12 protein-coding genes are annotated in these 14,384 nt (G+C 38.2%); 4 read left to right on the top strand and 8 right to left on the bottom strand.

The window, feature by feature from the left end:
- The first annotated feature begins 198 nt into the window (after positions 1-198).
- Positions 199-540, top strand: a complete 342-nt coding sequence (locus QF028_RS21885) for a helix-turn-helix domain-containing protein (protein WP_429468750.1) — start codon at positions 199-201, stop codon at positions 538-540.
- Positions 541-826: 286 nt separating this feature from the next.
- Positions 827-1,960 (top strand): tyrosine-type recombinase/integrase, encoded by a 1,134-nt coding sequence (locus QF028_RS21890; protein WP_429468753.1) that lies wholly within the window; start codon positions 827-829, stop codon positions 1,958-1,960.
- A 48-nt stretch (positions 1,961-2,008) separates the two neighbouring features.
- On the opposite strand, the gene rlmD is transcribed toward QF028_RS21890, so the two are convergent.
- The 8 genes from rlmD to cax all read right to left on the bottom strand — a co-directional run bounded on the left by rlmD (position 2,009) and on the right by cax (position 10,791).
- On the bottom strand, positions 2,009-3,388 hold the full coding sequence (gene rlmD, locus QF028_RS21895; RefSeq protein WP_429468755.1) for a 23S rRNA (uracil(1939)-C(5))-methyltransferase RlmD: 1,380 nt from the start codon (positions 3,386-3,388) through the stop codon (positions 2,009-2,011).
- Positions 3,389-3,580: 192 nt separating this feature from the next.
- A complete protein-coding gene (pdaA, locus tag QF028_RS21900) occupies positions 3,581-4,348 on the bottom strand; it encodes a delta-lactam-biosynthetic de-N-acetylase (protein ID WP_429468757.1) in 768 nt (255 codons plus the stop codon).
- Between the two features lie 63 nt (positions 4,349-4,411).
- Positions 4,412-5,377: a nuclease-related domain-containing protein gene (locus tag QF028_RS21905; protein ID WP_429468760.1), complete on the bottom strand. Its 966-nt coding sequence runs from the start codon at positions 5,375-5,377 to the stop codon at positions 4,412-4,414.
- A 405-nt stretch (positions 5,378-5,782) separates the two neighbouring features.
- Entirely contained in the window at positions 5,783-7,324 is a 1,542-nt protein-coding gene (locus QF028_RS21910) for a fumarate hydratase (protein ID WP_429468763.1), read from the bottom strand.
- Positions 7,325-7,520: 196 nt separating this feature from the next.
- Positions 7,521-7,718, bottom strand: coding sequence for an SE1561 family protein (locus QF028_RS21915; RefSeq protein WP_088085809.1), 198 nt, complete (start codon positions 7,716-7,718; stop codon positions 7,521-7,523).
- 132 nt (positions 7,719-7,850) lie between these two features.
- The gene (locus tag QF028_RS21920) at positions 7,851-8,621 is read right to left on the bottom strand and encodes a YfkD famly protein (RefSeq protein WP_251033171.1); all 771 of its coding nucleotides are present in this window, start codon (positions 8,619-8,621) and stop codon (positions 7,851-7,853) included.
- 131 nt (positions 8,622-8,752) lie between these two features.
- A complete protein-coding gene (locus QF028_RS21925) occupies positions 8,753-9,367 on the bottom strand; it encodes a YczE/YyaS/YitT family protein (protein WP_215006073.1) in 615 nt (204 codons plus the stop codon).
- A 383-nt stretch (positions 9,368-9,750) separates the two neighbouring features.
- A complete protein-coding gene (gene cax / locus QF028_RS21930) occupies positions 9,751-10,791 on the bottom strand; it encodes a calcium/proton exchanger (protein ID WP_429472449.1) in 1,041 nt (346 codons plus the stop codon).
- Positions 10,792-10,975: 184 nt separating this feature from the next.
- Here cax and QF028_RS21935 point away from each other — a divergent pair, with 184 nt between their 5' ends.
- Together QF028_RS21935 and QF028_RS21940 are read left to right on the top strand one after the other, a co-directional pair.
- Positions 10,976-12,154, top strand: coding sequence for an MFS transporter (locus QF028_RS21935; RefSeq protein WP_429468766.1), 1,179 nt, complete (start codon positions 10,976-10,978; stop codon positions 12,152-12,154).
- 176 nt (positions 12,155-12,330) lie between these two features.
- Positions 12,331-14,244 carry a heavy metal translocating P-type ATPase gene (locus QF028_RS21940; RefSeq protein WP_429468769.1) on the top strand — a complete coding sequence of 638 codons (1,914 nt, stop codon included), beginning with the start codon at positions 12,331-12,333 and terminating at the stop codon, positions 14,242-14,244.
- Positions 14,245-14,384: the final 140 nt, after the last annotated feature.

Consider the following 14,384-nt stretch of genomic DNA (forward strand, 5'->3'; position numbering starts at 1 on the left):
AATCTAAAAAATTTTCCATCTAAGCGTTCTCTTTCGGTGAACACTTTCGATATCCTTATTATAAACAGGGCGTTCTCTAATAGTCAACAGTTAATTTTAATTAATTTTAAATAATCTTAACAATTCTTAAGTGTTCATTGACAGTCAACATATCGCACATAATATGGTATAGTTTATTTGATGAGAAGGAGGGGTGTTATGCCAGACTCAAAAATAGCAGGAAGTAAATTAAAGAAATTACGTTTGCAATCACAATTAAGCCTAAGAGAATTCGCAAGAAGAATTGAATACTCCCCTTCATACGTTTCACATATTGAAAAAGGTGAAAAAAGAGGAAGCGTGGATTTTTTCGCAAAGTGTGCAGAGGTTTTAGGTATATCTGCTGGGGACTTTTTTGAAGAGAATAAAATCTATGTGCCAAACGAGCTTAAAGAAGCAGGAGTAGAATGGATTCAACTATTTAATGAAATGAAGCACAAAGGAATTACTACCGAACAAGTCCTGGAATGGATCGAAGAGTATAGGAAAAACGGTAAATGATTCCATTCTCCATCTGAGAACACTGATAAAATATACCTATACAGACTGAATGTCGAAAAATGTCGAAAATAATCCAACATTCCACTCTCCTTTAGTTAACTAAAGCGTGCTATAATTAATTAGGAGCTAAAAGAGAACATGTGTTCCGTTACTTTTGAGGGGGGATTACGTTGGAAAAAATTGTTTATTGTGAACATATACCTAGAGGAGTTGCTATCAAAATTGAAAACAACATTATTCTTATAGGAACAGGAAAGATAAACATCAAAGGAGATGTTAAAACAGCATGAAAGGGTACTTTCGCAAGCGTGGCGATAAGTGGAGTTTTACAATTGATATAGGTCGTGATCCAGCAACAGGGAAAAGAACACAAAAAACAAAGAGTGGTTTCAAAACAAAGAAAGCCGCACAAGAAGCATGTGCAGAATTAATCACCGAGTTATCAAAAGGTGTTTTTGTGGATTCAAAAGATTTGTTATTAAAGGATTTGGTGGAAGAGTGGTTAGATTTATCCAAAGTGAGGGTAAGGGATACCACTTTCAAAAATTACTTCCGTGCAGCTAATACCAGGATCATTCCGGCATTAGGACAAATGAAAGTAAAGGAAATTAATCACTCAACTATCCAAAAATATATCAATGAATTAATTGAAGAAGGACTTACACCAAGATACATTGAGTATTTATTTACTATTATAAACGGTGCTACCGAACATGCTGTAAAAACAGAACGATTAATGAAGAATCCCCTGCAGCATGTTGAAGTTCCACGAGCAAGACGAAGGGACCAAACAACGTGGACCATCGAAGAAGTGAATCGTTTTTTACATTTTGCAAAATTCGATAGTGCCATTTACTATATGGTTTTGAAAATTGCTATTCACACAGGCATGAGGCGTGGCGAGGTGCTTGGGTTACGCTGGCAAGATGTTGATTTACAGGAGCAAAAAATCAGTGTTACTCAATCTCTGGTTTATGATGATGAAGGCTTTCGGTTTTCCGATTTAAAAACGGCTTCATCCAAACGCTTAATCTCGATTGACGATGATTTAACAGCTGAATTAAAACGATACAAAGCACAGCAAAATCAATTCAAACTAGCTTTAGGTTCTGAATATCACGATATGGATTTAGTTTGTTGTCGGGAAGATGGCAGACCTATCTATCCACGAACATTAGCAACTCACTTTGATGCCTTGATAAAAAAAGCGAGTGTGCCAAAGATTCGCCTCCACGATCTCCGACACACTCACGCAACCATACTTTTGAAATTAGGGGAAAATCCTAAAATTGTTAGTGAACGTTTAGGGCATTCCACCGTCACAATGACATTAGATACTTATTCTCATGTTACACCAGATATGCAAAAAAATACAGCCGACAAATTCGGAAATGCGTTACAAAAAACAAATTTCTCTTAATGTGGTCAAAAAGTGGGCATGTGAGCAACTAACCCCTCTGAACCCTTGTCATATCAAGGTTAAAAGCGACACGCACTCCACGTGTGCCGTGTGCGGGAACATGTCCACTGGTTGGATATATTTTACTTCATATTTCGCGCTTAAGTTCTGAATGTCCTTAGCCAAAGTTGAAGGATTACATGAGATGTATATCAACTTTTTTGATTCTGCCTGAAGGATGGTTTGGATGAGCTGCCCCTCTAGGCCTGTTCTAGGTGGATCGACTACAATGACATCTGGCTTCCAACCCTTTTTGACCCATTTAGGAAGGACCTCTTCTGCCTTGCCAGGCACGTATTTAGTATTGGTAAATCCGTGGCGCTTCGCGTTTTTCTTGGCGTCTTCAATCGATTCCGTGATGACGTCCATCCCACGGACTTCGGCTGCCTGGTCAGCAAGCCATAAGCCAATAGTTCCCACTCCACAATAGGCATCGAGGACTTTTTCTTGGCCAGTTAGAGCCGCTGCTTTTTTCACTTCATTATAAAGTTTTACTGTCTGCACAGGATTTAACTGGAAGAAGGTCCTTGCCGAAAGCTCGAATTGTAAGTCTCCCAAGGTTTCTTGGATAAAATCTTCACCAGCTAATGGCAAGGTTTCATCACCAAAAATTAGTGATGTTTTTTGTCCATTTATATTCTGCACAATTGATTTTACATTCGGAAGACGCTTTTGGATTTCCTGAATGATGACGTTCACTTTCGGCAATTCTTTTTGTGTAGTTATTAGAACTATTTGCAGTTCCCCTGTTTGAATGCCGACACGAGTAACAATGGTTCGAATAATACCTTTTCTAGATTTTTCATTATAAATCGGAATTTTTAATTCCTCTAAAATCCGTTTCACTTCAGAGGTTGCCTCATTTGTTTGTGCATGCTGCACAGCACATTCGTCAATGTTAATCAATTGATGGGAATTAAGGCCATAAAGTCCGGCGAGTACCTTGCCATCGATTGCCTTGACTTGAAAACTGCTCTTGTTTCTATATCCCCATGGGTCTTCCATCCCAATTGTTTCACGAATTTCGAGCTTGTTGATGTCAACTTTGGTATGGCGCTCCAATGATTGAATGATGATATCACGTTTTTCCTTAAGCTGTTGGTCGTATTTCAAATGCTGTAGCTGACATCCACCGCATTGATCATACACCGGGCATAGTGGCAGTACACGATGCGGGGATTTAATCCGGATTTTTTTGATTTTTGCCTCAGCAAATTTAGGGTTAATCTTCATTGCCTCTACGACAACTTCTTCACCTGGAAGGGCTCCCGGCACAAAGACAACTTGCTTTTTAAAATAGCCGACGCCTTCCCCATTAATTCCAAGCCTTTTGATGGTTAGCGGGAAGGTTTGATTTAATTCGATTTTGATATTTTGATCAGTTTTCATCTATTTCACTCCAAATTATTCCATAAATTCAAAGAACCCTAGTAACTGTTTCTTCATTACAGATAGTTTCATTTTAATTTTACCCCGTATTATAGCATGATTTATATAGAAAAACCGAATCTCCATGATTCGGCATTGATAAAATGAATCATTAAAAGGCGAATTTTTGAATAAATTCGCCTTTAGCTTTGATTATTTTTTCTTCGGAAACTTATCCAGGCTTTTGAACTTGTAGCCTTTTTTCTTTAAGTCCTGAATCGCCTTTTCAAGTGCATCGGCATTGTCTTTTGAAACTGTGTGTAATAGCAGTATACAACCGGGATGGATTTGTCTCATGATATTGTCGTAGGAATATTGCCAGCCTTTTTGCTGGTTCACATTCCAATCGACAAAGGCAAGGGACCAGAAAACATGTGTATAACCTTCTTCTTTAGCAATTTGCATCGTTCGCTGACTAAAGACTCCTTTAGGCGGTCGGAGATATTTCATTTCCTTTTGACCTGTTAATTCTTTCGTTTTAACGCGGACCTTTTCCAGCTCTTCACGTATCCTTTCGTCACTTACAGCTGTAAGGTCTGGATGATGCCACGAATGGTTACCAACAATATGCCCTTCTTTTACCATCCTTTTAACTATATCCCCTGCTGAGAGCAAGTAATGTCCAGTTACAAAGAATGTTGCAGGGACCTTTTCCTTTTTTAAAATATCAAGAATCTGAGGGGTATAACCTTGTTCATATCCGTTATCGAAGGTAAGATAAATCGTCTTTTTATTAGGGTCACTTTTGTAAAAAGCCCCGTATTGTTCGATCAACTGATCAAGCTCGGCCCCTGCTTCTGCAGGCTGTTCGTTAACCCCCTTTTTAAAACCCCAATGAATCGGCTGATTAGAAACAGCCGCATATGTACTCTGAGGTATCAAAACGAGCAGCATACTGAGGATGCACAATAATCTTTTCATCCATGTTCCCCCTATTTTTGTTTTTTTTATTATTTGTTATTGGAGAGAAAAGATTATTAGTATTTAAAGGAAATTTTTAGGCGGATAATAAATCCGCCCCTTAGTTGTTCCAGTATTAGGGAAGTTTAATGAGGAAAGAAAATACGCGGTTATTCTTGTTGATGGAAGATGGAGGAAATTCCGTATTTCCATGTTTGTAAATGATGGAGTGTGTAGAAAGAAATACTCTCTTATCGCATCTATGTACGCATCTTGTGAAATAAATTGACAAGTAGGACAACACCATATTTTCCTCTTATATTTCATTGGAAATTGGAAGCAATTGGGACATTGAACTCCAGTTATAATTTCAGATTTTATAATACCAAATTTTTGAAGAATGTCTGTAATTAGAGGAGTGTGGTTCTTTAAAAAGAGCTTTTTTATTTTCTCAATGGTTTTATTATCAATCTGGTTCTTATTCTGTTGATGATAAAATACATCGATTTTTCCAAGTAAATCACCTACTCGGCAAACCTTCTTTTGAGCAGCTGTGTATCCAGGACTAATACATACCTCAGTGGATGATTTACAAATAGAAACTAAGGAGTCGATTGGGATTGGAGGGATTTGGTGTTTTTCTAGAAAATATGTCAATAGTAAGTTATGGCGTTGTGCCTGTGCGATTGGATTTTCATAAATGACCCTATTGTCCAAATAATCTTGAATCATCTGATTTTTTTCGATTGTAAGTTTACCAGAATGGTTTTTTCCATCAATCATGAGAATACCTCTTGGGGAAAGTAGCAGGGCATCGATTTGAAAGTATCCTTCTCCATACGGGAGACGCAAGTCGTGGAAAATGAGAAACCTTTTTGGGGGAATTTGTCCTAGATAGTAATGTATTTTTCTTTCTCCATTATATCCAGATCGTAAATTTTTAATGAATAGCCTTAAAGCATTAAGTTTGGGATGATTTAAGGGCATTCTTTTTTCCAATGCTTCGGCTTTTAAGAGATTAAGCGGAAGTGTTAGTTCTTTAACAAACAAATTAATACCTCCCATAGTAAATCTAGAAATTGTTTCGCTTATTTATAACATGTTTTCCTTATTTCGTGTATGAAGTATTTATGAATTTTGTTAATTATAATGTGATAGACAAAAGATGAAAGGGGAATTTTACATATCGGTAGATAATTACACGATAAAAAAGATTTATTATACAATTATTCAATTTATTTTTCATAAAAAGCTAGGAATCGAACAATTATTGGGAAATATTTCCAACATTGAAAATAAAACCAGGTTATTCGACCAAAATTAAGATTAATTTTACAAAACAGGGACTTTATTTTTCAAAAAATGGCATCTAATTCCCAGTTTTATCTCCTTCCTCACTAATTGCTCTTCAAATTAAAAAAGATAGACGCCCAAAGCGCCTATCCCAAAAATACCTTATTTAAAAACCGGTTCCTTAAACTGAGCTAATTTTTCTAAGGAAGATTTATCAACGTCGGCGTGCAAGCTGTTTCCGTGCGAGTCCATGGTTACTACGGCTGTGAAGCCCTCTACACGCAGATGCCACATCGCTTCTGGAATACCAAATTGCATTAAATCCACACCCTCCACAGATTTAATACAATCTGCATAATACTGGGCCGCACCGCCAATCGCATTCAGGTACACACCTCCGTGCTCTTCCAACGCTGCCAATGTTTTCGGGCCCATCCCGCCTTTACCGATGACAGCGCGGATTCCGAACTTCTTCATGATATCACCTTGGTAAGGTTCCTCACGAATACTTGTTGTCGGACCCGCAGCTTTAACATGCCACTCACCAGCGTCATCCTTTAACATTACCGGACCGCAATGATAAATAACTTGTCCATTTAAATCAACAGGTGCCTCGTGATCACTTAGATACTTATGAATTGCATCACGGCCTGTGTACATCATGCCGTTAATTTGAACGACATCTCCAACTTTAAGAGCACGGATCTGTTCTTCGGAAATTGGCGCCTCAAGCGTGATAACACCCTCAGATGAAGCTGCCGTTTCCTTCGCTGCCTCTCCCTCAGCAAAATCAATGAATTCCCCGTCTTGGTACATCCATTCATTAATTTCGCCTGTTTCCGCGTTCACACTCACACCTAAACGTCGGAATGCCCAACAATTGTAAGCAACAGACACATAGAAACTTGCAGGAATACGATTCATCACACCGACTTTACAGCCTAAAAGAGTTGCCTCACCGCCAAAGCCCATGGTGCCAATTCCTAATTTATTTGCATTTTCCATAACATATTCTTCTAACTTGCGAAGTTCTTCATTTGGGTTCACATCTTCAACGGAACGAAATAGCTGCTCTTTGGCTAAATCATATCCGGAGGAACGGTCGCCGCCAATCCCAACACCAATAAAGCCAGCACTGCAGCCTTGTCCTTGTGCTTGATATACGGAATGCATGACACACTTACGGATTCCATCAAGGTCACGTCCAGCGCGGCCTAGACCGTCTATTTCACATGGAAGACTGTATTGAATGTTTTTATTTTCACAACCGCCGCCTTTTAATATAAGACGAACGTCGATATAGTCTTTTTCCCATTGGTCAAATTTGATAACCGGCACCCCTGCACCAAGATTATCACCACTATTTTCACCTGTGAGTGAATCAACCGAGTTCGGGCGTAATTTTCCTTCTTTTGTTGCTAAAACAATGCCATTGCGAATCGCTTCTTTAATTACTAACTGGTTTACACCAACTGGCGTTTTGATTTTAAAGGTTGGTAAACCAGTGTCCTGGCAGATGGGTGACACTTGGTCGTCTGCCATTTTGATATTGTTTGTAATCGTCGCAAGGCTCATCGCCGCACTTGTTCCCGCGTTTTCTATTTCCTTCGCCCTTTTAACGGCCCGGCGTACATCCTTAGGAAGTTTTGTTGATGTTTCTACGACTAGCTTGTACATGCTTTCTTGAAATTTAGAAATATTCAATTCGAGTACCCCTCTCCCTATGTTCCCCAATAGTCTTTTCAATTTTCAACGTTTTTGCACGTTTATATTATACTCCTATACCCTCTAGAATTAAAGGATTAGCTTGCAACCGTTGCCATGTTAATCGGGAAAAAAACCATGTAAATTTTGGATAAAGAAACTCACCTCCCTCCAAAATAAAAAAAGAGCCTGTTGATTAAACAGACTCACTCACTTCGCGATTATTAAATTCTCTGCATTTTGATTCCATATCATCTAACATTGAAATTAAGCGGTCAATATCTTCAAGATCCGTATCTTCAGGATCAATGGCATCGAGTACATCAATGAACATGTTTAAACGTTGTTTTAAAAAATTCACTTGTGTATTTTTATCTTCAATTGGATTACCCAAACTGATTCACTCCTTTTCGTTAACGTTCTCATCCTACCGAAAAATTTAAACTTTGACAATCGATTATTATTATTTTGCCCTATTTTTAAAAAATAAAAAGACTCCTGTACGGAGGAGTCCTCAATTTTAAAGTCATCTTGGTCTTTCAGATGCGGCAAATCCAAAGGAAACATAATCCTGTACAGGGATCCATGCACCAATTCCTTGGGACGTGACATTTTTAATTACGATAAACTTTTTACTTCCTTTTAGCATTAAGTAGACCTCACCGTAGGTTACTTTTCCTTTTTCATTCACACCTGGTGCATAAGCGTATAAATAGCCTAGGCGGTTAGGAGGGATGTTATAAATATGATCATTCTTTGTGCCTGCTCCAATAATCGTATCAAATGAAAGTGGAAGATTCGTTTTTTCCATCGCCTTTAATAGCATCATTTTTTTCACATCTTCGGCATTGGCGATTTTTGCCGTTAGGCCGCCTCTGATGATTTTTTGCGACTCCTGAACATACTTAATCTGATATGGCACCTTTCCGCCACGATTATCGAAATAATTTGTGTTTATTTTTTGGAACTCCCAATTAGGGGAAGTTTCGGTTGATTCGTAATTCAACGGCCACTGGCCTAAGTAGACGATAGCGCGATAACCAATCGCAAATGGTGTGCTATTAATACTCGATTCATTCAACATCCGAATCAAATCAGGATTTTCAATTTTGACCTTTGAAGAATTAATCAACTTCTTAGTTAAATCACTTGGTTGCAGTAATGGCAGATCCTGTGTCGAATTCGGATAAGTATTTTCCTTGGTGATATTCCGAACCGAAGCTGGAACTTGATATTTAACCGAGACTTTTTTCACCGGAACCTTTTGTGCATACCCTGACGGAATAAAAGTTAACATTAATAGCAGTGTCATAAGAACAGAGATATTTCTCTTCACGAGTTAAACTCCTTTCACTAAATAGCATTAATCAGTCTGCTAGTAGTTTTTTCGGAGTTGATATATTTTATCCATCCAAGCAAGTAATTTCATTATTTCGCCTGAAGACGGACCATTAATTTTTCAAAAAATGGAAAAAACAATTGAATGGCCGGCCCTACCGTAAAAGTGATAATAAGGGTCCCGTATGAAATAGGCCCATGCAGAAAAATTGCAGGAATTAAGGCTGTAATTTCCCCAATCGTTTTCGCAACCATTAAATTAACATGAAAACGTTCCTTGATTGCCAACATAAAATTATCGATTGGACTTTGTGGAAACTTAGCCTGAATATAAATGGCTGCCCCAAATCCAATAATCAAGATGCCCATCAATAACATCCCGATTTTCCCCTTAAGTTGGTTGACTTGAAATAAATCAAAAACAGTGTCTAACCAAAAATCCACTAAGGAACCAATGATAATAATAGTTAGTAATGAAAGCAGATCCGGTCTTTTTTTTAATAAAAGAGATACAACGATGACTAAAACCGCTCCATCGATCATCACCCATTTTCCCACTGATAACCCAACCTTTTCAGTTAGGCTTACATTAAGTGCGTCCCATGCACCTACACCAATATCGGCTACTTCAATGGTCATACATACTCCAAAAGTCATAATAGTTAAACCGAAAATAAAAAATAAAAACCTAATTAATAATTTCATTTGTGGCTCCTTTTAGGGGAAAAGTAACATAAATGTAATAATCAGAACATTTACAAAATTACAATTTCGTTATATAATATACTTAACCTATCAAGTAAGGAGGGCTGTAATCAATCTGCTATCCATTTACCTAATTAATATTAAGGAGGTTGGGATTCCCGTCTTATATGAGATTCAACACTCGTGTTCATGTATCTAAATAAACATGAAGGTTGGTGATTGATGGCCCAAAGAAAAGCGATTGATACTTAACCCTACAAAAAAGATATTTTATTATTATAGTCCAAGCAAGATCATTAACTCCGTACATGGAAGAATTTAAAAATAGTATATATTTCAAAGGAGACTCTAATCCATTAGGCTTAGAGTCTCTTTAATGTAAATTAGAGTAAGTAAAAACCAATTCCCATAATCAAATAGGCTGCCAGTAAAGTTAACCCTTCAAACCAATTGGATTCTCCATCGTTAGAGATAACAACCATAAGGAGAACCGATGAAACCATGGCAATTAATTCCTGCCAGCTGAAAAGAAGCGGCATCGTGGTATCAAAGAAAAGAGAGATCAGAACAAGTACAGGTAAGACGAACATAGCCACTTGTAGGGTAGAACCAATTGCGATTTCCACCGCAATATCCATTTTGTTTTTAAATGCCATCACTATAGCCGAAGCATGCTCTGCTGCATTACCAACAATTGCCACGATAATTACCCCGATAAATAATTCAGACCAACCGAGAGTTTCACCTACATATTCAAAGGTATGAACAAGATGCTCGGAAATATAAGCAACAGCTATGGTAGCGATGAAAAGGACAGCGATCGCTTTCCCTTTACTCCATTCTGGTATTTCTTCCTCATGCGCCACTTTTTCAGTACTAGGCTGATACACACCTCGATGGGTGACCAGCTTAAAAAATAAGGCCGCTAGATAAAGGACAATCAGAATGACTGATATTCCGATACTTAAGGAAAGAGTTTTTGTCTCATTCATATTCATCGAAAAAACTTCGGGAATAACAAAGGCAATGATAACAGCAAACATAAGCAGGCCCGAATTGTGTCGAGCATCGTACACATTAAATGTCTGCCGCTTAAATTTTATGCCCCCTATAAAGAAAGATAGTCCCGCCACAAGAAGCAAGTTTCCTAATACCGAACCGGTTAAGGAGGCAAGAACAATACCAACGAGTCCTGCCTTCAACGAAAAGATAGAAATAATAAGTTCAACCGCGTTTCCGAAGGTTGCATTTAATAATCCGCCTATTCGCGGGCCAGCAACAATTGCGAGACTTTCTGTTGCCCTCCCCATAAAACTGGCTAATGCAACTATGGTTAAACAGTAAATAATAAATAAGATGATATTTGACCAGTGCATAAGCGAGCCAATAACTGAAAGTGGCACCCCAATAAGTGTCATAAGCATAAAAATCTTGTTCACCGTATTCCCTCCAAATTCTCGGATTTCTATTATATAAATTTTTCCTTTTGTACCCTAATTTACCTAAACTAATCATAAATGTCTAGGGAGTTTGTTCACTTGCAAATGGCGGATTTTCTCGTTACCATCATTTAGGAACTATTTAAAAATATTTGAATGAGGAAGTTCTATGAATAAAAATAACCTTCGTTTTTGGATTCTTGTTAGTATAGTTGCCATATCTGGTTTTTCGCAAGGCATGCTGTTGCCGCTCACCGCAGTAATTTTTGAAAAAAGCGGCGTTTCTCCTTCATTAAATGGCTTAAATGCTACAGCACTTTATATTGGAATTTTACTTGTGTCCCCTTTCATGGAAATGCCTCTCAGAAAATACGGTTATAAACCGGTTATTATCTATGGTGGCGGGCTCGTAATTGTTTCACTTGCTTTATTTCCAATATGGGAGACATTTTGGTTTTGGTTTGCGCTACGATTACTGATTGGCATTGGCGATCATTTCCTCCATTTTGCCACACAGACTTGGATTACTTCCTCCTCCCCAGCTGCAAAGCGGGGACGTAATATTTCTCTGTATGGTCTGTTCTTTGGGATTGGTTTTGCCTCCGGGCCATTAATGACACCATTAGTAAACGTAAATCAATCGCTGCCCTTTATTGTTTCCTCGATTTTATGTTTTATTGGCTGGGTCTTTGTTTTTACTCTTAAAAATGAATTACCTGAACAAGAAGTTGGTATCAATTCATTCCTAGCCACAATCAAGCAGTTTAGAAAGGCATTAAAATATGGATGGGTTGCTTTCTTACCTCCATTCTCTTACGGCTTTTTAGAATCCTCCTTAAACGGAAGTTTCCCTGTCTATGCATTAAGAATGAATATCGACGTTTCCAGTGTTTCAATGGTGTTATCAGCTTTTGCAATCGGCAGTATCATTACCCAGCTTCCGTTAGGAATTATTAGTGATAAGGTTGGGCGTAGAAATATCTTAATAACTATATTATTTCTTGGATTTTTCAGCTTTACAGCTGCAAGTTTTCTTGAGCATTCCTTTATTGGGCTGTTTGTATCTTTCCTCATTTCCGGGATGATAGTCGGTTCGACCTTCTCGCTTGGCATAAGTTACATGACCGATTTAGTTCCAAAGAACCTACTACCGACAGGAAATTTGTTATGCGGCATCTTTTTTAGTCTTGGCAGCTTATGTGGTCCAATCATCGGGGGATTGTTCATTAAATTCTCTGAAAATGTGAGTTTCTTCTATATAATTAGTACAATGCTTTTAATCTTATCAATTATCATCTTTGCTTTTGGAAAAAAGACTTTATTGGTTTTCGGACAACAAAATTCTTAATCCACTATTGTAGAGCAAATTCATATCTAATGCATAAGATATGTGGTAAGATGAAAGAAAATAATGATAAAAGTTAGAATTGTTGCTGTCATCCCTTTGATGACAGCTTTCGTATTTTTTAAGGGGATTGATTTTGATTATTCTTATCAACTAGGAAATTGAGAGGGGGAGATCCTATGAATTCAGAAGCAAAGACTCTAACAAAGAGTATTCACAAAGTAGGTTTCTTAGAAAAAATCAAACCGCATGCAGAATTGATTGCTGCTGGATTAAGCGGTGGATTCATTGCTGCTGGCTGGATATTGGATAAGTACGGAAGTGGAGCAGATTCCATTATTGCTTACCTGCTGGCATTTGTAATTGGCGGGTTTGCCAAGGCTAAAGAAGGCATTGAAGCCACCTATGAAAATAAAGAATTAAATGTGGAAATGCTAATGATTTTTGCTGCCATAGGTTCAGCAATTATTGGTTACTGGACAGAGGGTGCCGTTCTAATTTTCATTTTTGCTGTAAGTGGAGCATTAGAAACCTATACCATGAATAAAAGCCACAAGGAAATTTCCTCTTTAATGAAGCTTCAGCCCGAAGAAGCCTTGCTCATCTCAAGTGGTTATGAAAAAAAGGTTCCTGTTTCAGTGCTTCGTGTCGGTGATTTTATTTTAATTAAGCCTGGAGAGCGAGTCCCTTCTGATGGAATCATCATCAAAGGACAAACGAATATCGACGAGGCAGCTATTACTGGTGAATCAATGCCTGTTTCAAAAGGAACTGAGGAGGAGGTTTTCGCGGGCACCGTTAACATGACTGGTTCAATTACTGTTAAAGTGACAAAAGCGAGTCATGATACCCTCTTCCACAAAATCATACAGCTTGTTCAATCAGCTCAAAGCGAAAAATCACCCTCACAGCTGTTTATTGAACGTTTTGAAGGAACCTATGTAAAGGTAGTCCTATCCGTTGTATTATTAATGTTTTTCCTCCCACACTTTATGTTAGGCTGGAGTTGGCAAGAAGCCTTCTACAGGGCAATGATATTATTGGTGGTTGCATCCCCATGTGCACTTGTTGCTTCCATTATGCCGGCCACTTTATCCGCCATATCAAATGGAGCGCGACATGGAATATTGGTTAAAGGTGGTATTCATCTTGAAAATTTAAGCCATCTAGGAGCCATCGCATTTGATAAAACGGGAACACTTACCAAAGGGAAACCAGAAGTAACTGAAGTGATTGTTAAGGAAGGACTTGATCGAGAGGACCTTATTTGGAAAGCAGCTTCAATTGAAAGCCATTCTAACCATCCTCTTGCAACCGCAATTGTGAATTATGTTAAATTGAGCATTAATAAGGATCTCCTTTATCCAGAAAGTCTTGAGGATGTACCAGGCTGGGGTGTTAAAGCGACAATTAATGGTGAGCAGTGGAAAATTGGTAAAGCTGCCTTTATTGGCAATAATTATGTTGACAAGTTTGCTGAAGGTAAGGCAAAAGATCTTGCAAGTCTTGGCAATACACTTGTATACATTGAAATAAATGGTGAACTGAGTGCGATCATTGCCATGAAGGATGTAGTTCGCAAGGAAACAAAACTTGCCATTGATCATTTAAAAAAGCAAGGTATTCATACGGTCATGCTTACTGGGGATAGTGAAAAAACAGCACGAGCGATTTCCTCTGAAAGCCATGTAGATGAATTTTTCGCCGAATGCTTACCTGAGGTAAAAGTAGAAAAACTTAAGGATTTAAAAGAAAAGTATAAAACTGTGGCAATGGTAGGTGACGGGATTAATGATGCACCCGCGCTAGCAATTGCCAATGTCGGTATTGCCATGGGCGGAGGAACTGATGTTGCCCTTGAGACTGCTGATATTGTCCTAATGAAAAATGATTTGCCGCGAATTGCAGAGGCCATCGATCTTTCCAAACGCATGAATAGAATCATTAAACAAAATGTGGTTTTCTCCATAACTGTAATCATGATCTTGATCGCATCGAATTTCTTTCAGATGCTCGATTTGCCATATGGAGTAATCGGTCATGAAGGCAGTACCATTTTAGTCATTCTAAATAGCCTTCGATTGCTTAAATAGTGAAAAACCGGATGAACATTCATCCGGTCTTTTTATTTTTATATGGGATTTAACCCATTAGTGATAGCCATTCGAGCCGTTCGCAGACCCCGAAGTTTTATTTCCTTTACTACCTTTACCTTTTTGCTTTGTACCGCCAT

Source organism: Neobacillus sp. B4I6 (assembly GCF_050434045.1).
Taxonomy (GTDB): Bacteria; Bacillota; Bacilli; order Bacillales; family Cytobacillaceae; genus Neobacillus.